A 21,505-nucleotide genomic window follows, 5' to 3' on the forward strand; every position below is an offset into this window, starting at 1 on the left:
CGTGGTGCGCCGACATGAACTGACCGATGAATCATGGGCGGTGATCGAGCCGTTGCTGGCTCCGCCGCGAATGGGCCGCCCGGTGCGAGATCGCCGCCAGGTCGTCAACGGCATCCTGTGGAAGCTGCCCACCGGGGCTGCCTGGCGGGACCTGCCCGAACGGTACGGGCCGTGGAAGAGTTGGCCGGACCGGTCCGACGCGGCTCGATGGGGCCCGATGCGGCCCGAGGGGGCTCGATGGGGACCGCTGCGGTCCGATGGGGACCTGATGCGGTCCGGTGGGGGCCCGATGCGGTCCGATGACGGGCTGGCCCCTTCCCTTTCCCTCGTGGCGACTTGACCGCCTCAGTGGCTTTTCACTTTGATGCGGGATCCGCCCGGTCCGGTTGCTTTGTCATGGATTGGTAAAGGTGCCGGGTAGGGCGCAACGGGCGGGGCGGCCGGCTCATCTGGGTAGTCAGCGAGGCGCACCAGGCGCCTACGCGAACGGGTGGGTCTCACCATGTGCGGGAGACCCAGGGGAGGGAAGTCCATGACCAGGACGAAGAAGACCGGGATGAGGGCGCGGAGCGGTCGTGTGGCCGTGGTCGGCGCGCTGGGTCTGGCCTCGGTGGCGCTGGCCGCCGTGCCGGCGTTCGCCAAGGGCAGTGTGGAGATCACGGCGCCGCACACGGCGCACGTCGGCAAGGCCTTCACAGTCATTGCGCGCGGGGATGACGATGCTGCCAGCTACCTGCGGATATGCCTGGAGGGCCGCAGCGGCGGGCAGGCGTGGCACCGGGTGACCTGCGGCGCCGTGGTCGACACGGGCACCGACGCGCGGGCCACCGCACACGTCAAGGCCGCGCACCGCGGCACCCAGCAATACCGAGCGGTTCTGTACGGCCTGACCAGCCCGAACGACCATCACCCGGTACGCGAGAGGACCTCTGCGGTGGCGAAGGTCGCGGTTCGCTAAGCCCAGCGAGGTGGCCATGGGCAGTCAGCACAGCCGTTGATGACACGGCGGTGCCCCGGACCCCACGGTCGACGGTCGCTGTGGGCACATCCGCGGGCGCGAGTGACGGCGGCCTGTACGACCCCGTTGGGGCCCCGGGCGGTCAGATGCTCGCTCTCGCGCGACGGGCAGCGCTCGACAAGAAGACGATGCCGAGCATCGCTGCCGCGCTCAGGAGCACGAATGCCGGTGGCATACCGGCCGGGGATCCGTTGCCGGTCCGGATCGCGCCCATGAAGTCGACCGGCGCGATGCCGTTCACCGTGCCGTACCACAGGGGCAGATAGGCGAACTGGAAGAGGCGGTGGGTCCGGCTGAGCGTGCCCAGCACCAGGGCGAAGGAGGGGATGAAGAGCGCTCCGCACAACCAGTGGACCAGGCCCTGGGCGTCAGCTCCGGTGCACATGCGCAGCGCCGGTCCGATGCCCGCGACGGCCGTGAGGACAAAGCCCGCTGCCCATTCCGCGGCCAACCGAATGCGCGCCGCGGGGTAGGCGCCGAGGATGGCTTCGACACCGAATTCGTGGCGTTGGGTGCCCAGTCGGGACCAGATGAGCACCGGCCAGATCCAGGCCAACGGCAACAGAATCCGTGTCACGCCGGTGGCCGGCGTGACCATCTGGGCGACGACGGTGAGGAGGAGAACACCGGCCCACCACCACCGGGGCGTGCCTTGGACGAGGATGCGGACTTCTCCCAGGAGCAGACGCAGTGCGGGATTGCCGTAGCGCACCGAGGCCTGGGGCATGGTGGTGAATCCGGCGGACCCGGCCTGCGTACTCGTACGGTCGTTCCACATGACCGGCGCGGGTGTCGCGGTGCCCTCCGGTGTGCTACCGGGGTCCGTTCCGGAGGTCGCGAGGGCGCCCGCTCGCGCCGGGTCGAACCGGGGGAACCACAGGGCGGGGAGCAGCGCGAGTGCCAGGGCGATGACCACCAGTGCGCACCGGCCGAGGAGGAATCCGGGGCTCAGGTCGAAGCCGTGCCAGAGGAAGGTCTTCAGGGGCTTGTCCACCACCGTGAGTCCCAGGCTGAATTCCCCGACGTGATGGGGATCGATGCCCTGCGCCTTCATGTCCGCGGCCAGTGACCGGACGACGCTGGATACTCCGATCCCGCCGAGCGGGGCGTGGGGGGACTGCCCGCCGAGGGCGATGAACGCCCAGATGAAGAACCACAGGACGTTGCCCAGGCCGGCCCTCAGCAGCGGAATCGCCTCGAAGAGAAGCGCCGCGGCGGCGGTGAACGCCATCAGCGGCAGGGCGATCAGGAGGAAGGGGCTGAGCAGCTGAACGGGGTCGACGGTCATGGACTCGGCGCGCGCCAGTTGCATGACGGCCGCGGTGACCGCGAGGACACCCAGCATGGAGGACAGCACCAGCACACTGCTGAGGAACTTGGCGAGCAGATAGGCCCACGTCCGCAGCGGCGTCGCCGCCAGGAGCCGGCCCACGCCGGTGCTCTCGTCCCGTGAGATGGCGTTGCGTACGACGTAGAAGCCGCCGAGGGAGAGCCAGACCGTTGCGGCCAGCGCGACGACCATGCCGATGTAGGCGCTGTTGTAGGTGCCGCGGTAGGTGCCGATCTGCACGACCACCCAGCCGGCCTCCTTGGCCGGTGTGGCGACGTAGCCCAGCCCGACCGCGGCGATCAGGATGACGGCGTACGCCGGCCGTCGCACGCGGTCCCAGAAGTCTCCGAGGGCGAGCCTGATGAGGGTCTGCAACATCACTGCCATCCCGTCTGCTCGGCGGGAGCGGTCGGCACCACGGCTTGCGTCGCGTGGTTCACGATGGCCAGGTAGGCGTCCTCAAGGTCGGGCTCGACCCGTTGCGCGGTGGCGTACGGCGGCGCGTGGGTCAGCAGTCGTACGCGCACCCCGCTCGACGTGCGGATCAACCTGCTGACGATCTGCCCCTGCTGAATGGCGGGAAGGTCCGCCGGGTCGACGAGGACTTCCCATACGCAGCCCTCGACCACGGCCAGCAGCTCCTCCGGCGACCCCCGCCGCAGCAGTCGTCCCCCGGCCACCACCGCGATGTCGGAGGCCACGGACTCGACGTCGGAGACGATGTGCGTGGAGAGCATCACGACGCGGTTCGCCGCGAGGTCGCTCAGCAGGTTGCGGAAGCGGACCCGCTCCTCGGGGTCGAGGCCGGCGGTGGGTTCGTCCACGATGATCACCTTCGGGTCGGCAAGCAGCGCCTGGGCGATGCCCACCCGTCGCAGCATGCCGCCCGAGTACTTCCCGAGCGGGCGCCTGACCGCCTCGGTGAGGTTGACCAGTTCCAGCAGTTCGTCGATGCGGGCCCGGGCGGAGCGGGCCGAGAGGCCCCTGGCGGCGGCGAGGTAGGAGAGGAATTCACGAGAGGTGAGGTTGGGGTAGACCCCGAAGTCCTGCGGGAGGTAACCGAGGGTGCGGCGCAGCACGTCGGGCTTGGCCACCACGTCCGTACCGTGGAACAGGACCTGGCCGCTGGTCGGCCGGGTCACGGTCGCGGCGATCCGCATGAGCGAGGACTTGCCGGCCCCGTTGGGACCGAGCAGCCCCAGCATCCCGGTTTCCAGCCGCATCGTCATACCGTCCACGGCCCGTTTGCCGCCCCGGTAGACCTTGGTGATGTCAACGAGTTCGAGCATGCTGTGTCCTCCTACGCCCCGTGGGCCTGGGCCCGCACACCGGAAAGCGGCGCGGAAGCGGGCGTATGCGTGCCAGTCAGATGCGCGTCCTTCAGGTGCGTGCTCTTGAGCTGCGTGGCCTTGAGCTGCGTGCCCTTGAGGTGCGTGGCACGGCCGTTGCGCAGGACCTTCACCGGCTTCGGCACCTCGACGCGGAAGCGCACATCACAGTTGGCGAACCGGGAGCACCCGGCATTCAGGTCCAGGGTTTTGCCCTTGAGCTCCCAGCTGGAGTGCGGCTCGGCGCCGGTCCCCACGTCGAACCAGCGGGTGACTTTGACGTCCTTGCGGTGCGTTGCGACGAGGTCGGTGGGGACACCATGGGCCCGCACATCGAGCGTGGAGCCGGCGAGCGAGAAGCGCTTCGTCTCGGGTGTCGCCTCCTTGGCGTCGGCGCAGCCCGAGACGGCGGCCAGCGAGGTCAGGGCGACAGCGGCCAGGATGCTCCTGGACACACTGCGCATCGACGAACCAGGGCTGAGCACGTGGACCTCCGGAAAGCTTGGTAGATGGCTCCCAGCATGGTTTTTCCGAGGTCCAAAGACATCTGCCGTTCGGCAGATATCCGGTGACCGGTCCGCGTGCCTGCGCCTGCTCTGGCGGGTGACGGGGCGGCTTCGGCGGCCCAGGCACTGATGAGGTGCGCTTGGATCGGGTCGGTGCCAGCCATCCAAGTCGCCCCGTTGACAACGGCGTTGAGATTTCCCGACGGGGGATGGGCAGCGGATCAGAGGCTCAGCTCTTCACCCCGGCCCGGGGCGGGGACTTCGTACGGCTCGCCGGTGGCCGCGTCGAGGAAGCGGGCGAGTTCGTCGGGCCGGGTGGTGTAGAAGCCCTCGGCATGGAAGCCGTCGTCGTGGATCGGTATCGCGGTTCTCGCCTGGAGGAGGCGGGCGGCGACAGCGGCGTGCCGGGCGTCGAGGGCGGAGGGGTAGGGGCTCGGCGGCTGGCAGTGCGGGAAGCAGACGGTCGGCCCGTTGATGGGGGTGAGGACGGCATCGAAGGGGCCGTAGCGGTGAGCGGCCCGCCACCAGTAGCCGTGGTGCATCGTGTCGCCCAGGTGGATCACGCGGGTGCCGTCGGCTTCGACGGTCCAGGAGACCTGGGGGTCACCGAGGGCGTCCACGGCGGGAACGGCCGCGATGGTGAACGGCCCGATGGTCGTGGTCTCCCACAGGCCCATGGCCCGGCGGGGGAGGCCGTGGGCGGTGAGCTCGGCCGCGGTATCGGTGAGGCCTCGGCCGAGCACCTGGCCGGGCTCGGCGCCCGTGTCGTCGTCCTGGCGCGGCGTGCCGAGCGGCTGGACGACCTGGTCGCCCGGATCGAGAAGAACGGCGGCGAGGCGCTGGCCCTCGCGGTCGACGTGACCGACGCCGCGGCCGTACAGGCGGCCGCGGACCGGGTGGCGTCCCAGCTCGGCGGTGCCGACCTGCTGTTCAACAACGCGGGTGTCATGCTTCCGGCCCCGGTCGAGGAGCTGGCCACCGATCAGTGGCAGCGGCAGATCGACCTGAACATCACCGGCCTGATGAACGTCATCGGTGCGTTCACGCCGCAGCTGGTGGCGGCCGCCGGGGAGCGAGGTGTGGCCGACCTGGTCAACACGTCGTCGATCGCCGCGCAGAACATCTTCCCGACCTTCGCCGTCTACTCCGCGACCAAGGCATACGTCACCCATCTCTCCCGGCACCTGCGAGCCGAGCTGGGTGTGAAGAACGTCCGGGTCTCGGCGCTCGAACCGGGCATCGTGGGCACCGAGCTGCAGAGCCATGTCACCGACGCGGGGGCGTTGGAATGGCTGGAGGGCTCCAAGCAGACCATGGAGTGGCTCACGCCCCAGGACATCGCAGAGACCGTCGGCTTCGTCGCGAGCCTTCCGCCGCGGGTCAACCTCCAGCAGGTCACCATCATGCCCACCGGCCAGCTCAGCTGAGTGGCAAGCACGGTTCCCCACCCTCGGTCGAGGGGGCTTCTCCCCTTGGCCGGGCGGCCCTGCGGACGGTGGCCAGCTCCGGCATGGCCCCCGTTGGTGTCATGGTTGGGCCATTGGGCTCGCCGGACGCGCGTGCCGGGCGATGGCAAGCTCGATGTGGTGGGACCATCGCCTTGTTTCGCCTCACAGGGCCAGGGTGTCATGAAAACTTTCGCAGATCTGTTGAGTGCACTTTCCACTCTGGCATGGCCACTCCTCGCCGGCCTGGTGATCTGGCGACTCTTCCCCACCATCAAGAAAATCATTGACTCCCGGGGATTCACCGTGAAGGTCGGATCGGCGGAGCTGACGGTTCAGGAGGTCTCCGAAAAGGTCTTGAAGACCACGGCTGATATTCAGGGGAAGCTGGCGTCGGTCAGTGCCTCTCCCGAATACGCCGGGCTGGAGAACAGAAGTGTTCTCCGCCCCCTGCGAAGAGTCCTGTGGGTGGACGACCACCCGTCGAACAACGCCTACGAGGCCGCTCAGTTGCAGGCCCTGGGCGTGGACGTGGTGCAGGTCGAGTCGACGGATAAGGGAATCGATGCCCTGTCGGCGGCGGCGCCGCCATTCGACGCGGTCATCTCGAACATGGCACGGAAAGAGGACGGCAGTCTTCACCCGGATGCTGGTACGGAGCTTGCCCGGGAGATTCGGGCGCGTGGCTACGACGTCCCGGTATTCATCTACGCTTCAGGCCAGGCAATTGCCAAGCGTGCCGAGATCCTGGCAGCTGGTGTCAATGACATCACCACCTCACCCACTCACCTCTTCACACTGTTGCGCAAGGTGGGGGAGTTCCCGCATGAGTACGCGACCGGCCAGTAGGCCGGTGCCACTTCGTGATCGCGTCGTGGCGTCAGTCGCGCCGAGTGAACGTCGTGGGATCAGCGGGGACCCGTCAGGGTGGCCAGGTAGTCGTCAAGTAGCTCGATCTGCCGCTGCGGCGGGAACTCCGCCGGCGCGAACAGCGCCTGGACCACCAGGCCGAGAGTGAAGGCCTGGGCGCCGGCCGCGATGTGTTCGGGGTTGCCTGGGGGGAGTTCGCCGGTTGCCTGGGCTGCGGCCACCCGCTCGCTCAGCCGGTCGCGGCTTTGGGCGTACTTGCGGGCGTAGTCGGTGCTCAGCGCGGGGTCGGAGAGTGCGGCGTCCCAGGAGGAGACCCAGATTCGGTTGCTGTCGGTGGCCTCAGGGGTCAGCGGCAGGATGTCCAGCAGTGCGTCCCTGACGGCGGCCAGGCCCTCGCCCGCTTGGCGGCGGGGACGGGAGAGGGTGCGCTGTTCGAGGAGGTCAAGGGCGTACTCCACCAATGCCTGTTTGGTGGGGAAGTAGTGCGTGAGCAGGCCGGTGGTCGCTCCGAGTTGGGCGGCGACGGCGCGCAGCGTCAGGCCGGCGAAACCGCGTGTCGCCATGACCTGCCAAACCGCCTCGGAGACGTCGCGTCGGCGGGCCTCGTGATCTCCCTTGGTGCGTGGCATGCTCCCACGGTACATTGCCGTAACGTTTGTTATGTGAATGGGGAGGTCCTCATGTTCTCACTGCCGCTGTGCGACGGTGCTCGCCTCGGTCCGCTGGAGGTCTGGCATGCCGAGGAGTTCGCCGACCATCTGGATCGGGCTCGCGAACACATTCGTCCCTGTGTAGGGCCCGCGTTCGTCACCGACGATGTGGACGGAGCGCGAGCCACGCTCCGGCGCTATGCCGAACGCCAGGCCGGCGACGGCGCCCGCCTCTACGGCATCTGGCGGGGTGGAATGTTGGTCGGCGGGGTCATGTTCACCGATTTCCATGCCGCTGCCGGCATATGTGAGATCGGCTGCTGGTTGGAGCCGTCCGCCGAGGGCCACGGCCTGATCACGCAGGCGTGCAGCATGTTGCTGGACTGGGCGTTCACCTCCCGGGGACTGCACCGTGCCGAGTGGCATTGCCGGGCCGACAACGACCGCAGCTCAGCCGTGGCCAAGCGGCTCGGCATGACCCTGGAGGGCGTACGACGCGAGGCATGGCCGTACGAGGGCGTCCGCCACGACAAGCAGATCTGGGCGGTCCTTGCTCCCGAATGGCGAGCCCGGGGTGGTCACTGACCGGCGACGGCTCGGTCAGCCAGATCCGCCGCCCCGATGGCTGGCCCGCGCTCGCGTGGATCATGATGCGGGAATGACCAAGAACTCAAATTTCCCGGGCTCCCCGGACTCTGTGGGCTCCCCGGACTCTGCGGACTCTCCGAACTGCCCGGGCTCTCCGAACTGCCCGGATGCTCCGAACTCTTCGGACTCTCCGGCGCCTCCCGCCATACGCCTGGACCGCTATACGCGAGCCGAGCAGAACGAAATCCTTGGCGACACCGGTGATCCGTTCAGCGTTGCGGAGACCGGCCTCACGTGGCGCGGCAAGGACGAGCACTTCGGCATCCGCCACGGCGCACGACTTGTCGCGCACGCAGGTCTGGTGCGACTTCCGCTCACGATCGACGACACGCTGACCGAGGTCGTGGGTGCCGGCGGGGTGGCGGTGGCCGCTGATGTACGCGGCGGTGGCCTCGCCCGCCAAGTCATCGCCGCGGCCTTGGAACACGCCCGCACGATGGGCCCGCGCCATGCCCTCCTGTTCTGCCGACCACCCCTGGAAGCGCTGTATCGCCGGCTCGGCTGGCGCCGCCTCGACGGCGAGGTCCTCGTGGAGCAGCCCGAGTCCCGCCTGGTAGTGATGCCACTGCGCACGATGGTCATCTCACTGCACGATGATGAGCCGTGGCCGTCGGGACGCGTACGACTGTTGTCCTTGCCCATGTGACGGGTTTGTGGAGGCGCCCTGTGTCAGCGTCAGTTGTCAAGTCAAGATCGGCAATTCTGCGAGGGTGAGAGGGCTTGGTAGGACGGGGTGGTCTCGTCGTCTCGGGGGCGGAGACGTTGGGGAGACGCCGACCGCTGGCGCCGGGGCGGTCACCTGCCCGGCGCCAGCGGCCGACACTCCACACGCCAGTAGTCCTGCATGACGCTTCGGTAGCTGCACGTACTCGTCATGTGTCACCGAAACGCATCCGACGCCAGTTGAATCTGTAGGTGCCAGGCTCACCCGGGAGAGCCGCTCTGGACGTGCGGCTCACCCGGGCGCCTCGGCTGGGCCGCCGCTATGGAAGGACGGTCGTCTTGACCCATTCCTCGACGGTGACGACGTCCGCCCACTGCGGGAACAGTCGCTCGATGAGGACCCGGTGCACCTCCGGGTCGGTGTCCAGACAGGCGTCGGAGACGACGGTGAGGCCGAAGTCCAGGTCGTTCGCCTGGCACAGGGTGGACAGCACCACCGCGCTGGTGGCGATGCCGGTGAGCACGAGACTGTCGATACCGCGTGCCCTCAACACCACATCGAGATCGCTGCCCGAGAACGCGCTCGCCCGCCTCTTGGTGACCACCACGTCGCCCGGCCGGGGCGCGACCTCCGGGTGGATCTCCGTGCCCGGGGCGCCCTCGACGTAGAGTCCAGCCTGTGCGATGGCGGCCAGCGGCCTGTTGCGCGTGCCGACTTCCGGGAAGCCGGGCCGTAGCGCGATGACCACGTAGATCACGGGAATGTTCGCCGCCCGGGCCCCGTCGATCGCCCTGCGCAGGCGTGGCAGGTATCCGGAGCCGTCGTCGACGAGGTCCACGATCGCCTGTTGGACGTCCATCACGAGAAGGGCGCTGCTCATGTCGTCTCCAGGAAGGCAGTTCGTTGGTGGTGGTGCGGCTGTTGGGCAAGGTGGGACACAGGCCTGGGCAGGGCGAGCCGGTGTGGGCGCGGTCAGTACGTGACGGTGATCCGACGTTCTGGTCCGTCAATCCTGACCGTGCCGCCGATGGGAATCACCACCTGCGGGTCGGTGTGGCCGAGATCGACGTCGAATACCGCCGGCATGTCCGGGGCGTACTCGGACAGCGCCCGCAGCACCGCCTTGCGCTGGGCGCTCCGGTACTCGGCGCGCTGATCCGCACTGTGGGGATTCTGGAACGACCAGGCCTTGGCACGCCCCACCAACAGCGCGGAGAACTGCCGGAGCAGCCCGCGTTCGCCCATGTTGCGCAGGATCCGGTAGACCGTCTCGTCCCGCGGCATCTCCTCCGAGGTCTCCACGAACAGCACGCGCCCGGCGTACTGATCCGCCGGAAGGATCTCGCGGTCGGCCATCATCAGCCACGACAGGATCTCCAGTTCCCCTCCCCAGGCACGGCCCTCGACGACCCGGTCAGCGTTGTGCCACGTCCAGGCGTCCGCCGGCTCCATGGCGGGTTCGGTCTCGAACGTGGCCGGGTCCTGCCACGGCTTGTCCTCGGTCCGGGTCTCCTTCGGCTCCGTGAGCTCGAACGGTCCGGAGGTGAACAGTGCGGCGCGCAGCGACGCCTCAGTCAGCGGGTGCATCGCTCCGGGGCGCCCCAGCTCGACCATGACGGTGCCGCCGTGGTAGGCGACGATGCCACAGTTGGCGAGGTAGACCAGCAGGTTGGTGTTGTCGCTGTATCCGAAGAACGGCTTGGGGTGGGCGCGCAGCAGGTCGCGGTCGAGGTGCGGCAGGAGCGTGATCTGATCGTCCCCGCCGATGCTCGTGATGACCGCCTTGACCTCTGGGTCGGCGAACGCCGCGTGCACATCGGCCGCGCGCTCCTGCGGGGTGCTGTTCATCTTCCGGGTGGTCGGGTATTCCACGACTTTCAGGCCGAAGTCCTCGCGCAGCCGCCGCAGGCCCCATTCGAAGGGCAGCGGCAGGATGCCGGCGAGTCCGCTGGACGGTGAGACGACGGCGACTGTGTCACCTGGTTCGGGCTTCGCGGGGTACAGAGGCGCTGTCATGGCGCGACACTACAGAAGGGCCCCACGGAGTGGCCGTGAATTTCCCAGCGTGCAGGGCGGCGTGAGAGGGGGACGCCGTGGCCGGGATCTCCAGCGGTGGATTCAGGCTGTGGTGAGGCGCTTGACGTCGCGGAGGATGGGAGCGGTCTTGAGGGCGTCGATGGGCAGGGGGCCGAGCTGTTGCTCTGTGCCGCAGGCGAAGACTGTGGGGTGCGACAGGTGCCAGGTTGGCCAGTCGCCGAGTTTCCAGCCGGGGAGGCGGGTGATGCAGTCACCGCCGTCGCCGGTCTCGCGGACCAGGTCCTCAAGCCGCGGGCGGAGTTCTGCCGGCACCTCCTCACGGAAAGGAGAGTCGGTCACGTGCTCGGCGGTGAGGGCACACGCCTGCGGCAGGTAGCCGTCCTCCTCGTACCGTGAGGGCGGCGGCGGGGTCGTCCATGGGCTGATCACGTCAGCGGCCCGACGCCATCGCACCTCAAGCACAGGGCTGACGTCGGCCTGCTGGGCCGGCGGATCCCAGTGTTCATTGGGACACCTATGGATCTGCAAGAGGTCGATGCCGGCGGGCCACCAGGGTCCCGGCACGTCGCGACGCAAGATCTGCGCGACCGACACCATGGCCGTGGCAGGCACGCCGGCAGGGCTGTTCTCGTCGGGCAGGAAGCATTCGGGCCACGGTTCGTCACTCGGCCACAGCAGTGGTCCGCCAAGAGAACTGTCCCGGCAGTCCGGCTCTGCGCGCTGGGGATGGAATATGACCGTGTCGCGCGCGTGGGGCTTACCTGACTAAGGTCAGAGAATGCTGACGGATCAGGTAGAGCAGGTGGGGCAGGTACGGCGCTTCAACCGGACGGTCGCCGAGCGTGTGGGAGTGCTGCACGATCACTATCTGGGCGGTGCACGCCCCTACGGGCAGGCCCGGCTGCTCTGGGAGATCGGCGACGAGGGCACGCACGACGTCCGCAGCGTACGGGCCCGGCTCGGCCTCGACTCCGGCTATGTGAGCCGGCTGCTCCGGGCGCTTGAGCACGACGGCCTCGTCGCCGTCGAGCCCCATCCCCACGACCGGCGGGTACGGACCGTTCGGCTGACCGAGGCCGGGCGGGAGGAGCGCGCTCTTCTCGACGATCGCAGCGACGCACTCGCCGCATCGCTCCTCGACCCACTCGACGCTCGGCAGCGGGACCAGCTGACCTCGGCCATGGCAGAGGTCGAGCGACTGCTGACCGCTTCGGTGGTCTCCTTGGAAGGGCTCGACCCCGACCACCCGGACGCCGTGTACTGCCTGCGGTCCTACGCCACCGAACTGCAGGAGCTCTTCGACGGCGGCTTCGACCCCGCAAACAGCCTGCTGCCCGACCCGGGCGAACTGCGCGCACCCCGCGGCCTGTTCCTCATCGCCCGGCTGCACGGCGAGCCGGTGGGCTGCGGCGGGCTCAAGCTGCCGGCCGGAGCCCCCGCGGAGATCAAGCGGTTGTGGGTCTGCCCCCGTACCCGAGGGCTCGGCCTGGCCCGGCGCCTCCTCTCCGAACTTGAGGAACGCGCCGCCCGGCACGGAAGCGATCTCGTACGGCTCGACACCAACAAAGCCCTGGAAGCAGCCACCCGCCTCTACCGCAACAACGGGTACACCGAGGTCCCCGCCTTCAACGACGAGCCCTACGCCCACCACTGGTTCGAAAAGCGCCTCACCCGAAACGAAGACCGTCCGAGTCGGTGAGGCGGCGGTAGCAGCCGGGCGTACGCGTTCCAGAGCGCCGACCATGTCAACTTCATTGCGTGCCATGGGCCGTCGCGCGGCGTGACGGGTCAGCGCCGCGCAGGGCAGGTGCGTCAAGGTCCGTCGACGAGCGTCTCCTGGGAACCGTTCGCGGCGGAGCGTTCGAGGGTGGCCAGCAGGCGGTGATAGCGGGTGGGACGCCTGGAGCAGTTGGACGACCTGCCCGCCGGAGCCGACCCGGCAACCCTGACCCGGCTGCTGCACACCATCACCGACGGCATCACCGTCCAGGCCGCCGCCTCCGGCGTCCCGCGCGCCGAACTCCAAAACGTCGCGGAAACAGCGCTGCGACTCGTCCTCGGGGACGGCACCTCGTACCGCGGCGCCGACCAACGCGCGCCCGAAGGAACCTGACGGCCACTGCCGCTGGTGCTGCCACTGCCGCTGTTACTGCCGCTGCTGCGCAGCGTGCTTGCGCTTGCGGTATGCCATGACCAAGGCGGCCATCGCCGGACTGGTGCGTGGTCTGGTCAGGACCTGAGCCCGCGTGGCATCAGCGTGTACAACATCCCACCCTGCCGCACCGCCAACGACCGCATGCCGGCCGACGGCCCGGCCGCGGACTCCATGCTCCGGAGCACAAAGCGTGCCGAGAAGTCGCTGCTTGACGGGACGTCACCGAACGAGGTCCAGCAGGTCGGCGACGTCCGCGAAGAGCCTTTCTCCCGCCTGCGCGGCGGCGGGAGAAAGGGTGTCAAGGGTGAGGAATCCGTGGACCACCCCGGCCTCGCAGCGGTGCCTGACGGGAACGTTCGCGTCGGCAAGCCGGGCGGCATAGGCGTCGCCCTCATCCCGAAGCGGGTCGTGTTCCGCGGTGACGACAACGGCGGGCGGCAGCCCACCGAGGTCTGCGGCGTACAGCGGACTGACCCTGGGGTCAGCGCGCCGGGACGGCTCCGGGACCCATTGCTCGGCGCCCCACGCGACATCGTCGACCGTCAGGCCCCAACCCGTGGCTTTCGACCGCGCGCTGGGGCAGGACAGGGTCAGATCGGTGTTGGGATACGCCAGGACCTGGGCGGTCGGCAGCGGTCCGCCTTCATCGCGCAGACGCAGACAGGCGAGCGCGGCGAGGTTCCCACCGGAACTGTCACCCATGACGACGATCGGACCGTCGACGCCGACCCGGGAATCGCCACCGGCCGCTGCCCACCGGAGGACATCCACACAGTCATCGACGGCAGCCGGCCACGGGTGCTCCGGAGCCCGGCGGAAGTCGACGCTGAGCACAGCCGCGCCGGTCCGGAGTGCCAATCGACGGCAAACGCGGTCGTGCGACTCCAGATCGCCGATCGTCCACATCCCGCCATGAAGGAACACCACCAGCGGCCCGCACACCACCGAAGGCCGGTAGAGGCGGGCCCCCACGGCAGCCGAGCCGACCGTGAGGTCCTCGACATGGTCGATCTCGGGGCCCGGCGGCCGGGCTTCAGCGCGTAGTCGTTGCGCGCGCCGCAACTCCACCGCGCCCACGGCACGGGCGGGAGGTCCAGGGTCGTGCCGAACGGCCTCGATGAAGGCGGTCAGTTCGGCATCCGCGAACGCGGGGTCCATCGGTTCGGCCATGCAGGCCAGGATGCCACCTCGATCCGAACGACCTGCCCGGGGCCAGTCTTCTGCTCAGGAACCTTTTCTTGGACCAGAGGACGCTTGACTCCGGTCATGCCGTGGCCGCCGCGTGCGTCACGGCCGCGGCGGCCAGGCCGCGGATGAGGGGATGCGGGCGGCTGCCGTCACCGGCGAGTTCCGGTTGGAAGAGGGTGGCGAGGAAGAACGGGTGGCCGGGCAGTTCCGCGATGCGTACCTCGCCTTCGGAATCGGCGCCGGTGAACTGCAGCCCTTGGTCGCGCAGCAGCTTTACGTAATGGGGACTGGCGCCGAAGTTGCAGTGGTAGCGCTCGATGGACCGCTCGGCTCCTATCAGTTGCTCGGCGAGCGAGCCCACGACCAGCTCGATCGTGCCCTCGTGGCCGACGAGCGAGCAGGCGAGCGGCACCACCACAGCGTCCTCCACCGGCGTGTCCGGCGAGTTTTCGGCATGCGTCGCCGTCGACCGGCCACACACGTTGCGGGCGTATTCGAGCAGAACGTGTTGGAAGCCGGCGCAGGTACCGAGAAGGGGAATGCGGTGTTCGCGGGCGGTGCGGATGGCTGCCAGCGCGCCGGACTCGCTGCGGTACGGGCTGCCCGGCAGCATCCACACCGCATCGAACGCGGCCAGCGCCGTGGCGTCCGTCGCATCCTCGGTGGGGATCCAGTAGGCGTCCAGGTCCAGGCCGTCACGCTCGCGCAACGCGTCGAGCAGGCCCGGGATACGGGTGTGGGAACGGACGTGGGGCGAGCGGTCGCCGACCAGGGCGATGCGGGCGGTGTGGGTCATGCCGCCATCCTGAGCCGCCGAGCTGCATCGCGTCCAACGATGATCTCTGCACTCGGTATCAGCAATACTGATACTCATGGACCCGCAGCAGCTTCGCACCTTCGTCGCCGTGGTCGACCACCGCTCCTTCTCCGCCGCAGCCCGGGGCCTGGGCTACACCCAGTCCGCCGTCTCGCAGCACATCGCCGCCCTCGAAGCCGACCTGGACGCGCCGCTGGTCACCCGCCGCCCAGTCACCCCCACCGAGGCGGGCGAGCGGTTGTTGGAACACGCCCGAACGCTGTTGCTGCGCCTGGAGGCGGCACGGGCGGATATCGCCCGACTGAGCAAGACGCATCCCGCACGACTCGCAGTGGCGTGCGCCCCCGGTGCCCTGACGCCCGTCGTCGCGGACGCATTGGTACGCGCCCGGACCGCGGCCCCACAGCTGGCGGTCTCGGTACAGGTGGGCGCCCGCAGTCAGGCAGTCCAGGCAGTGCTGGCCGGAGCGGCCGATCTCGCCCTGGTCGATGGCGCGGCAGCGCCCAGTGACCCCCTTCCGCTGCCCGACGCAGGCCCCCTCACCGCCTTCGCGATCGCCCAGGAGCCTCTCGCAGTCCTGCTGCCCGCCACCCACCCGTTGGCCGGACGTTCCGCACTGCGGCTGCCGGACCTCGCCGCCGCTCGCTGGATCGACGCCCCCGACGCAGCCGTGCCCCTGGCCCAGCTACGGGCCGCAGCCCAGAGCGACGGCTTCGGCCCCCAACTCACCTACACCGGAAGCGATATCAAGGCACTCGGCGCCCTGGTGGCCGCCAATGCCGGACTCGCGACCGTAGCCCTACCCATGGCCGCCGGCATGCCAGGCGTCGCGGCCGTACCCATCACCGAACCTCGACTCGTGCACCGCACCGAACTCCTCCACCCCCGTAACCCGAGTGCCCCGGCCGCCGAACTTGCCGAGACCCTGTGCCTGCCGTAACAGCATCCGCGTCCCCGGTGGCCTGGCTGATGAGTTCGGCGTGAGTGCAATGCAGGGCGTCGCAGCGGTGGCCGGTTCCAAGCTCCGAGCATCTGCCGCACAACAGGGGCTTCCGGAAGTCCCCGTGCGACAACGGCCGAAAGCTCCGAACCTGCCTCTGAGATGAGCCGCGTGCACTGCGAAATGGACCTTGAAGAGATCACCGTGCGCTTCCGCCGGCAGCTCGGCGTGCAGTGCGCGGACCCGGTCCGGTCAGCTTCGGGTAGAGGGTGGGGCCGGGGCGGCCTCGCCGCGGTGTCGGTGGAGGGCGGCCTGATCGCCATGGCCGCCTGGGCCGGCCGTGGTGCGGCAGGTGGGGCCGGAAGCGGTGCTGCTCCCAGTCGATGGTGCCGTTGAGATATGGAGGTACAGACCCCAGCTAGCCCTCCCGCGCCCACGGCCGCAGTTTCTCCGGGTTGCGGACCACCCAGATTCGGGTGACGCGCCCGTCGGAGACGTCGAACGAGGCGACGGTCACGACGACCCCGGCGCGCTGGGCCACCAGGCCCGGCACCCCGTTGACCGACCGCTCCAGGAGTTCGAGTTCCGGAGCCTTGTCGGCAATGGCGACCATGTACTGGGCGATGCGCGCGCCGCCCTCGACCGGGCGCAGGACGGAGCCGACCATGCCGCCGCCGTCGGCGGTCATGACGGCAGCGGGGTTGAGGAGACCGACGAGGGCTGTGATGTCCTTGGTCGCCCAGGCCTCTTTGACGTGCCTGACCACGTCGGCCTGGCCGGTCGCGGTCGCCGGAGCGCGGGTGGCGCTCACCCGCCGCCGGGCGGAGGACGCCAACTGCTTGCAGGCCGCGGGGGTCCGGCCGAGAACGTCGGCGATCTCGGCGAACGGGTACCGGAAGACCTCGTGCAGGACGAACGCCACCCGCTCGGCGGGCGTCATCGACTCCAGGACGACGAGGAAGGCCATGGCCACCGACTCGTCCAGAACGATCTGGTCGGCGGGGTCCGCGGGACCGGTGAGGTCGGCGCCGCCCGCGTGGTCCCACTCGTTGCGGTCGGGCAGCGGCTCGGGCAGCCACGCGCCGACATAGCGTTCCCGGCGGGCCCGCGCCGAGCCGAGCAGGTCCAGGCAGATGCGGCTGGTCACCGTCGTCAGCCAGGCGCCGGGGGACAGGATCTCCTCCTGCCGGCTTCGCGGCAGCCCGTACCAGCGTGCGTAGGCATCCTGTACGGCGTCCTCGGCCTCGGTCACCGAACCGAGCAACCGGTACGCCACATTGATCAGTTGGCGTCGCTCGCCGACTATCTCATCGGCGCCGGTCCCGACAGTCCCCATGCTTTCGGCCGCCCCTCGCCTTACCTTTTGCCGGCCCGCGTCGTCGGGCTGGTGAGACCTTATCGATCCACTGCCCGAGGGCGGAAAAGGGGACTGTGTCATGGTCACTCAGGTGACGGCGACGGTGACGGCGACAGCGGCGGGGAACACCCAGCGCAGCTTCTCGTTCCTGCAGATCGCGATCGCCCTGCAGACCCTGACCATCTTCGTCCAGGCGGTCTCCGCCGGACTGCTGCTGACCTCGTCGTACGGAGAGACGCTGCACGGTGTCGGAGCCCGGGTGATGTACGGGGCCACGATGCTGTATGTGCTCGCGGCGGTACTGGCGTGGAAGCCGGGCGGCGGCTCGGCCCGGCCTGTCTGGCACGCGTCGGGATTCCTCGTACTCGCCTCGGTCCAGGTCGTGCTGGGCATCGCGCACGTCCCTTCGGTCCATCTCCCCTTGGGTGTCTTGATGTTCGGTCTGAGTGTGCTGGCGCTGGCCCGGCGCTGAGGTCCGATCGCGCACTCAGCGTGCCTTCCAGTGAGGGGTGCGGCACGGCAGGTACGAGAGGCGCCAGCCGGCGTCTGCGTCGTCGAGAGCCCGGTCGTACTCGGCACCCCCCGTCCCGGCGCTGGGAGCACGCCCAGGTCCTCGCGGCCGGTGCCATGGGACTGCTGCGCCGCTACGAGGAGGCCCGCGCCGCCGGAGCGGTCCTGGTCATCCGTTGTCGGAGTCCGCGGCCGAAGCACGAGTCGGCGCGTCACCCCGTCACTGGTCATCGAGGGATGACTGTCGGGCGAGGAACTCCTCGAACGCCGCCTTCTGCTTCGGATCCATGAAGCCTTGGCGGACATTGCGGGCCCGCTCTTCGAGCCAGTGCGCCTCGTCGGGGTTCAGGAGCTCGGCGACCACCACGCCTCCGCGGGCGACCGCCGTGCGCCCTCCCACGCGACGACGAAAGAGCGTGAACGGGCCGAATTCCGCCGGGTGGGCCAGTTCCGGCTTTTCCGTTTCAGCCCGGTTCTCGTCCCCGGCGTCACTCGTCGGGTAGGCGGTGGGGGCCCAGTGCTCCCAGAGCGCCAGCGTGGCCGCGGGCACCAGCACGGCGTGCTCCGCCTCTTGACGCCCTTCCCACATGAACCTGACTCTGACGGGCTCGCCGACCGCCTCGGCCAGCCCGAGCACCCGCTCCATCTCATCGTTGATCGGGTAAGCCGCCACCACATCGATCTGAATTCCCATGGTGCCCGAGGCTACTGGCCGCTTCCGACATACCGGGCCCGCTGCCCGGTCACGAAGCCTTCGCCGCACGTGCCGTGTCGGTGGCCTCGGGCAGGGGGTCCGCGCGGCGGGCCACGCCGAGGAGAACGCGCAGAGTGTGTTCGGCCGGTCCCAGCCGCGGCCGCCACTGGGCGACGATGCTGACCGGGCGGATCCGCTCCGCCAGGGGCAGCGTCACCAGTTCGCCCTCCTGCAGCTCCCGGGTCACCGCCAGTTCCGGCAGGAGCGACAGCCCGTGCCCGTGCCCGGTCAGCCGCAGCAGTGCCGACAAGGACCCCTGAATCATGGTCAGTTGGGCTCCGGCCAGCAGATCCCGCCCGAAGCGGTCCACCAACATCTCCGAGGTGCAGCCCGGCTCGGCCACCAGGAAGTCGTGGCCCAGCAGCTGTTCCGGCGTGACCTCCTCCTCCCGGGCCAACGGATGACCGGGCCCCGCCACCACAACCGTCCGGTCGTGTCCCACCACCGCATGCGGTCCGAGCGCACGCATGCCGTTGTCGTACTGGAAGACCACATCCAACTCGCCCGCACCGAACGCCTGCTCCAACGCACGCCGGTTGGCAACCGTCAACTCCACGTCCGCGCCGGCCTCCGCGCCGCCTGCGCCGTACTCCCACGCGGCCAGCACCTCCGGCATCCACACGTGCGCCAGCGACTCCTGCGCCCCGATCCGCAGCCGCGGCCGACCACCGCGGGCCACCCGGCGCATCTGCTCCTCCAGCTCCAAGGCCTCGCGCGCGTACGGCAGAAGCCGGGCGCCGGCCTCGCTGAGCACCGACCCCGCGCCCTGGCGTACCAGAACGCTCACCCCGAGGTCCGCCTCCAGCCGCTTGAGCTGGGCGCTGAGGCTGGACTGGGCGTATCCCAACGCCTGGGCTGCGGAGGAGATGCCACCATGGTCGGCGACCGCGACGAAAGCGCGCAGATAGCGGGAGTCCACGACAGCAGCATAACTCCCATCGGACTTTCCGATGGGGGCATCGGAGGTACGACGTCGCAGGCCAGCGGCCCGCCGGGGGAGGCTGCCGCCATGACTACCGCCGATCCCCTTTCCCGCCCTTCCGAGCTCGCCGGGCCGGGCCAGAACCCACCGACCGCGCCGACCCCACCTACTGGACCGACCACACCGTCCGGACCGACCGCGCCGGCCCAGGCGCCTGCGCCGACCCCACCGACCGCGCCCGCCCAGGCACCCGCGCCGTCCAAGCGTCACTCCAAGCTGACGTTCGCCGGTATCGCCACCGGCAACCTGCTCGTCCTGCTCGACACCTCGATCCTCAACGTCGCGGTGCCCGACGTGCAGAAGTCGCTGCACCCGGCCACCGCCGCCCTGCCCTGGGCCGTCGACGCCTACACCGTCGTCTTCGCCGGACTGCTGCTGGCCGGTGGTGTCATCGCCGACCGTTGGGGCGCACGCCGCGTCTACGCCACCGCGCTCGGCCTTTTCGCCGCCCTGTCCGTGGTGTGCGCCTTCGCGCCGAACGTGGGCGCCCTCATCGGCGGCCGCGCACTGCTCGGTGCCGCCGGCGCCGGCCTGGTACCCGCCTCCCTGGCACTGCTGATCCACCTCAACCCCGACCCCGCGCGCCGCACCCGTGCCATCGGCGCCTGGACCGCGCTCAGCGGCCTGGGAGCCGCCGCCGGACCCGTGCTCGGCGGTGCCCTGGTCGAACTCGGCGGCTGGCGGCTGGTGTTCCTGGTCAACCCGCCGATCGCGTTGGCCGCTCTGCTGCTGGCCCGCCGACTGCCCGTGCCGCCCCTCCGTGCCACCCGGGCTCTGGACCGCCCCGGTCTGGCGCTGTCCACCGCCGGACTCGCTCTGCTCACCTTCGGCCTGGTCGAGGCCGGCATCGAGGGCTGGGGCTCACCGCGCGCCCTGATTCCGATCGTCGCCGCGCTGCTCTGCTTCGTCGCCGTGGCCGTCGTGGAACGCCGGGTGGCCGCCCCGGTCCTGCCGCCGGCGCTGCTCACCCTGCCGAAGGTCCGGGCCGCCATGGTTGCCGCCGCGGTGTCCTGCTTCGCCTACTTCGGCGGGATGTATCTGTTCGCCGTGTGGCTGCAGCACACCTATGACCTGACGCCGTTCAAGGCCGGCCTCGCCTCCTTGCCGATCGCCTTCCCGGTGTGCGTCATGCCGTTCTTCACCGGCCGGCTCGTCGCCCGCTACGGCGCGCGTCCGATCCTGCTGGCCGGCATGTCCGCCTCCGTGGTCTCCGGTGTGTTGCTTTCCTTCTGCACCGGCCATCACCCGCCGCTGCCGCTGATCCTCGCCGCCGAGCTGACGTTGGCCGCGACCGGCACGCTGTCGATCCCGGGCGCCGCCGCCGCGATGGCCGTCTCGGCACCGCCGGAGTACGCGGCAACCAGTCAGGGCGCCCTGAACGGCATCCGGCAGGCCGGCTCGGCGCTCGGCGTCGCAGTACTGGGCACCCTCGGCACCCTGACCACCTCGGGTTACGTCCTGATCTGCATCGGTCTGCTGGCGGTGCTGCTGGTGGCCAAGGCGACTGCCGGGCCGAGTGCCTGACGAGGCATCAGTAGGGAGTATCAGCAGCCGGACACGACACACAGAGCCCGACGCCCCGGGGAATCTCCGTTCCTACGGGGCGTCACGCGTGACCAGTCGCCGGGCGCCAGGCGCAGGTCGTTGGGCGCCGGTCACAGGCCGGAGTTCGCAGTCCGGAGTTCGCCAGCCGGCAGCCGACGCGGCAACTCGCCCGCCTCACGGTCGTGTCATTGCTCGGTCGAATGCCTGGCGGACCTGAGTCGCGATGCCGGACGGATCGGTCGGGCGAGTGGTGTCCACCGTGATGACCGGGCCGTAACCGAGCGGCCGATCGTACGGGGCCAAGGCCTCGGGCGACAGTTCGCGAACCACATGGACCGGGTGGGCGGTGGCCGCTCGTGCGGCGTAACGACGGGCAGCCTCGGCCGGCGGGCACCAGCAATGGACCTCGACCACGTGCGCGGACAAGGAGTCCAGGTGGGGGCGGGTATCCGGGTGGTGAGGCAGGAAGTTCGCCTCCAGGACGGCCTCCGGGCATCGCCCGGCAAGTGCCCAGAGCAGCCGCATGGCCGCGGCGCCCAGTCGGCGCGAGGACGCCAGGTCTGCGGGGGCGTCCAGCGAGTCGTGCAGGGTCTCCTTGATGTGGTCCTTGGCCAGCAAGGGGAAACCGAGTTCTTCCGACAGCGGCAGCGCCAGAGTGGTCTTGCCAGCTCCGGGAGCTCCTGAGACGAGCACGATGCGGCGGGTCACATCCCTGATGATGCCCGGTGCACGGCCACCGCGTCCCACAGAACTCCTTGACG

24 protein-coding genes and 1 pseudogene are annotated in these 21,505 nt (G+C 69.7%); 11 read left to right on the top strand and 14 right to left on the bottom strand.

The features are described from left to right. Window positions 1-4 precede the first annotated feature (4 nt). Both AB0E02_RS01005 and AB0E02_RS01010 read left to right on the top strand, forming a co-directional pair. A pseudogene (locus tag AB0E02_RS01005) lies at window positions 5-181 on the top strand (transposase); the annotation flags it as partial. Window positions 182-532: 351 nt separating this feature from the next. Further along, window positions 533-958 carry a hypothetical protein gene (locus AB0E02_RS01010; protein WP_362134565.1) on the top strand — a complete coding sequence of 142 codons (426 nt, stop codon included), beginning with the start codon at window positions 533-535 and terminating at the stop codon, window positions 956-958. A gap of 142 nt (window positions 959-1,100) precedes the next feature. Here the strand turns inward: AB0E02_RS01010 and AB0E02_RS01015 are convergent, their stop codons facing one another. The 4 genes from AB0E02_RS01015 to AB0E02_RS01030 form a co-directional block, all read right to left on the bottom strand. Beyond that, window positions 1,101-2,726: a hypothetical protein gene (locus AB0E02_RS01015; protein WP_362134567.1), complete on the bottom strand. Its 1,626-nt coding sequence runs from the start codon at window positions 2,724-2,726 to the stop codon at window positions 1,101-1,103. Further along, window positions 2,726-3,637: an ABC transporter ATP-binding protein gene (locus tag AB0E02_RS01020; RefSeq protein ID WP_362134569.1), complete on the bottom strand. Its 912-nt coding sequence runs from the start codon at window positions 3,635-3,637 to the stop codon at window positions 2,726-2,728. The genes AB0E02_RS01015 and AB0E02_RS01020 overlap by 1 nt, the downstream gene beginning before the upstream one ends. 11 nt (window positions 3,638-3,648) lie before the next feature. Then, on the bottom strand, window positions 3,649-4,140 hold the full coding sequence (locus AB0E02_RS01025; RefSeq protein ID WP_362134571.1) for a hypothetical protein: 492 nt from the start codon (window positions 4,138-4,140) through the stop codon (window positions 3,649-3,651). Window positions 4,141-4,403: 263 nt separating this feature from the next. Further along, window positions 4,404-4,925, bottom strand: a complete 522-nt coding sequence (locus AB0E02_RS01030) for an MBL fold metallo-hydrolase (RefSeq protein ID WP_362134573.1) — start codon at window positions 4,923-4,925, stop codon at window positions 4,404-4,406. Between AB0E02_RS01030 and AB0E02_RS01035 the strand changes: the two genes are divergently transcribed. Then, on the top strand, window positions 4,878-5,609 hold the full coding sequence (locus tag AB0E02_RS01035) for an SDR family oxidoreductase (RefSeq protein ID WP_362134575.1): 732 nt from the start codon (window positions 4,878-4,880) through the stop codon (window positions 5,607-5,609). The genes AB0E02_RS01030 and AB0E02_RS01035 overlap by 48 nt on opposite strands. 201 nt (window positions 5,610-5,810) lie before the next feature. Beyond that, complete coding sequence (locus AB0E02_RS01040) at window positions 5,811-6,476, top strand: response regulator (protein ID WP_362134577.1); 666 nt, start codon at window positions 5,811-5,813, stop codon at window positions 6,474-6,476. A 59-nt stretch (window positions 6,477-6,535) separates the two neighbouring features. On the opposite strand, the gene AB0E02_RS01045 is transcribed toward AB0E02_RS01040, so the two are convergent. After that, window positions 6,536-7,126 carry a TetR/AcrR family transcriptional regulator gene (locus AB0E02_RS01045; RefSeq protein WP_362134579.1) on the bottom strand — a complete coding sequence of 197 codons (591 nt, stop codon included), beginning with the start codon at window positions 7,124-7,126 and terminating at the stop codon, window positions 6,536-6,538. Window positions 7,127-7,177: 51 nt separating this feature from the next. Here AB0E02_RS01045 and AB0E02_RS01050 point away from each other — a divergent pair, with 51 nt between their 5' ends. Continuing rightward, a complete protein-coding gene (locus AB0E02_RS01050) occupies window positions 7,178-7,732 on the top strand; it encodes a GNAT family protein (protein ID WP_362134581.1) in 555 nt (184 codons plus the stop codon). A 73-nt stretch (window positions 7,733-7,805) separates the two neighbouring features. Beyond that, a complete protein-coding gene (locus AB0E02_RS01055; protein ID WP_362134583.1) occupies window positions 7,806-8,441 on the top strand; it encodes a GNAT family N-acetyltransferase in 636 nt (211 codons plus the stop codon). A gap of 337 nt (window positions 8,442-8,778) precedes the next feature. Here the strand turns inward: AB0E02_RS01055 and AB0E02_RS01060 are convergent, their stop codons facing one another. From AB0E02_RS01060 to AB0E02_RS01070, 3 genes are all read right to left on the bottom strand, one after another. Next, complete coding sequence (locus tag AB0E02_RS01060) at window positions 8,779-9,339, bottom strand: isochorismatase family cysteine hydrolase (RefSeq protein WP_362134585.1); 561 nt, start codon at window positions 9,337-9,339, stop codon at window positions 8,779-8,781. Window positions 9,340-9,431: 92 nt separating this feature from the next. Further along, the gene (locus tag AB0E02_RS01065; RefSeq protein ID WP_362134587.1) at window positions 9,432-10,475 is read right to left on the bottom strand and encodes a S66 peptidase family protein; all 1,044 of its coding nucleotides are present in this window, start codon (window positions 10,473-10,475) and stop codon (window positions 9,432-9,434) included. A gap of 102 nt (window positions 10,476-10,577) precedes the next feature. After that, entirely contained in the window at window positions 10,578-11,108 is a 531-nt protein-coding gene (locus AB0E02_RS01070; RefSeq protein WP_362134589.1) for a hypothetical protein, read from the bottom strand. Window positions 11,109-11,274: 166 nt separating this feature from the next. On the opposite strand from AB0E02_RS01070, the gene AB0E02_RS01075 reads away from it, so the two are divergent. Beyond that, window positions 11,275-12,195, top strand: a complete 921-nt coding sequence (locus tag AB0E02_RS01075) for a helix-turn-helix domain-containing GNAT family N-acetyltransferase (protein WP_362134591.1) — start codon at window positions 11,275-11,277, stop codon at window positions 12,193-12,195. Between the two features lie 192 nt (window positions 12,196-12,387). Then, entirely contained in the window at window positions 12,388-12,609 is a 222-nt protein-coding gene (locus AB0E02_RS01080) for a hypothetical protein (protein WP_362134593.1), read from the top strand. Window positions 12,610-12,870: 261 nt separating this feature from the next. Here AB0E02_RS01080 and AB0E02_RS01085 read toward each other — a convergent pair whose 3' ends face one another. Both AB0E02_RS01085 and AB0E02_RS01090 read right to left on the bottom strand, forming a co-directional pair. Next, complete coding sequence (locus tag AB0E02_RS01085; RefSeq protein ID WP_362134595.1) at window positions 12,871-13,821, bottom strand: alpha/beta hydrolase; 951 nt, start codon at window positions 13,819-13,821, stop codon at window positions 12,871-12,873. A gap of 94 nt (window positions 13,822-13,915) precedes the next feature. Then, a complete protein-coding gene (locus AB0E02_RS01090; protein WP_362134597.1) occupies window positions 13,916-14,635 on the bottom strand; it encodes a hypothetical protein in 720 nt (239 codons plus the stop codon). A gap of 76 nt (window positions 14,636-14,711) precedes the next feature. On the opposite strand from AB0E02_RS01090, the gene AB0E02_RS01095 reads away from it, so the two are divergent. Beyond that, window positions 14,712-15,596, top strand: a complete 885-nt coding sequence (locus AB0E02_RS01095) for a LysR family transcriptional regulator (protein ID WP_362134599.1) — start codon at window positions 14,712-14,714, stop codon at window positions 15,594-15,596. Between the two features lie 418 nt (window positions 15,597-16,014). On the opposite strand, the gene sigJ is transcribed toward AB0E02_RS01095, so the two are convergent. Then, window positions 16,015-16,932, bottom strand: a complete 918-nt coding sequence (gene sigJ, locus AB0E02_RS01100) for an RNA polymerase sigma factor SigJ (RefSeq protein ID WP_362134601.1) — start codon at window positions 16,930-16,932, stop codon at window positions 16,015-16,017. A gap of 100 nt (window positions 16,933-17,032) precedes the next feature. Between sigJ and AB0E02_RS01105 the strand changes: the two genes are divergently transcribed. After that, the gene (locus AB0E02_RS01105; RefSeq protein ID WP_362134603.1) at window positions 17,033-17,425 is read left to right on the top strand and encodes a hypothetical protein; all 393 of its coding nucleotides are present in this window, start codon (window positions 17,033-17,035) and stop codon (window positions 17,423-17,425) included. 258 nt (window positions 17,426-17,683) lie between these two features. Here AB0E02_RS01105 and AB0E02_RS01110 read toward each other — a convergent pair whose 3' ends face one another. After that, window positions 17,684-18,157, bottom strand: a complete 474-nt coding sequence (locus tag AB0E02_RS01110) for a hypothetical protein (protein WP_362134605.1) — start codon at window positions 18,155-18,157, stop codon at window positions 17,684-17,686. Window positions 18,158-18,206: 49 nt separating this feature from the next. Beyond that, complete coding sequence (locus AB0E02_RS01115; protein WP_362134607.1) at window positions 18,207-19,136, bottom strand: LysR family transcriptional regulator; 930 nt, start codon at window positions 19,134-19,136, stop codon at window positions 18,207-18,209. A 90-nt stretch (window positions 19,137-19,226) separates the two neighbouring features. Here AB0E02_RS01115 and AB0E02_RS01120 point away from each other — a divergent pair, with 90 nt between their 5' ends. Beyond that, a complete protein-coding gene (locus AB0E02_RS01120; protein WP_362134609.1) occupies window positions 19,227-20,723 on the top strand; it encodes an MFS transporter in 1,497 nt (498 codons plus the stop codon). A 195-nt stretch (window positions 20,724-20,918) separates the two neighbouring features. Here the strand turns inward: AB0E02_RS01120 and AB0E02_RS01125 are convergent, their stop codons facing one another. After that, window positions 20,919-21,452 (bottom strand): AAA family ATPase, encoded by a 534-nt coding sequence (locus AB0E02_RS01125; protein WP_362134611.1) that lies wholly within the window; start codon window positions 21,450-21,452, stop codon window positions 20,919-20,921. Window positions 21,453-21,505: the final 53 nt, after the last annotated feature.

Source organism: Streptomyces sp. NPDC048196 (genome assembly GCF_040652715.1).
Taxonomy (GTDB): Bacteria; Actinomycetota; Actinomycetes; order Streptomycetales; family Streptomycetaceae; genus Streptomyces; species Streptomyces siderophoricus.

Coding starts and splice junctions, on each gene's coding strand:
- AB0E02_RS01010 (WP_362134565.1), top strand. CDS start 533: ATGACCAGGACGAAGAAGACCGGGATGAGGGCGCGGAGCGGTCGTGTG.
- AB0E02_RS01015 (WP_362134567.1), bottom strand. CDS start 2,726: ATGTTGCAGACCCTCATCAGGCTCGCCCTCGGAGACTTCTGGGACCGC.
- AB0E02_RS01020 (WP_362134569.1), bottom strand. CDS start 3,637: ATGCTCGAACTCGTTGACATCACCAAGGTCTACCGGGGCGGCAAACGG.
- AB0E02_RS01025 (WP_362134571.1), bottom strand. CDS start 4,140: ATGCGCAGTGTGTCCAGGAGCATCCTGGCCGCTGTCGCCCTGACCTCG.
- AB0E02_RS01040 (WP_362134577.1), top strand. CDS start 5,811: ATGAAAACTTTCGCAGATCTGTTGAGTGCACTTTCCACTCTGGCATGG.
- AB0E02_RS01045 (WP_362134579.1), bottom strand. CDS start 7,126: ATGCCACGCACCAAGGGAGATCACGAGGCCCGCCGACGCGACGTCTCC.
- AB0E02_RS01050 (WP_362134581.1), top strand. CDS start 7,178: ATGTTCTCACTGCCGCTGTGCGACGGTGCTCGCCTCGGTCCGCTGGAG.
- AB0E02_RS01055 (WP_362134583.1), top strand. CDS start 7,806: ATGACCAAGAACTCAAATTTCCCGGGCTCCCCGGACTCTGTGGGCTCC.
- AB0E02_RS01060 (WP_362134585.1), bottom strand. CDS start 9,339: ATGAGCAGCGCCCTTCTCGTGATGGACGTCCAACAGGCGATCGTGGAC.
- AB0E02_RS01065 (WP_362134587.1), bottom strand. CDS start 10,475: ATGACAGCGCCTCTGTACCCCGCGAAGCCCGAACCAGGTGACACAGTC.
- AB0E02_RS01075 (WP_362134591.1), top strand. CDS start 11,275: ATGCTGACGGATCAGGTAGAGCAGGTGGGGCAGGTACGGCGCTTCAAC.
- AB0E02_RS01085 (WP_362134595.1), bottom strand. CDS start 13,821: ATGGCCGAACCGATGGACCCCGCGTTCGCGGATGCCGAACTGACCGCC.
- AB0E02_RS01090 (WP_362134597.1), bottom strand. CDS start 14,635: ATGACCCACACCGCCCGCATCGCCCTGGTCGGCGACCGCTCGCCCCAC.
- AB0E02_RS01095 (WP_362134599.1), top strand. CDS start 14,712: ATGGACCCGCAGCAGCTTCGCACCTTCGTCGCCGTGGTCGACCACCGC.
- sigJ (WP_362134601.1), bottom strand. CDS start 16,932: ATGGGGACTGTCGGGACCGGCGCCGATGAGATAGTCGGCGAGCGACGC.
- AB0E02_RS01105 (WP_362134603.1), top strand. CDS start 17,033: ATGGTCACTCAGGTGACGGCGACGGTGACGGCGACAGCGGCGGGGAAC.
- AB0E02_RS01110 (WP_362134605.1), bottom strand. CDS start 18,157: ATGGGAATTCAGATCGATGTGGTGGCGGCTTACCCGATCAACGATGAG.
- AB0E02_RS01120 (WP_362134609.1), top strand. CDS start 19,227: ATGACTACCGCCGATCCCCTTTCCCGCCCTTCCGAGCTCGCCGGGCCG.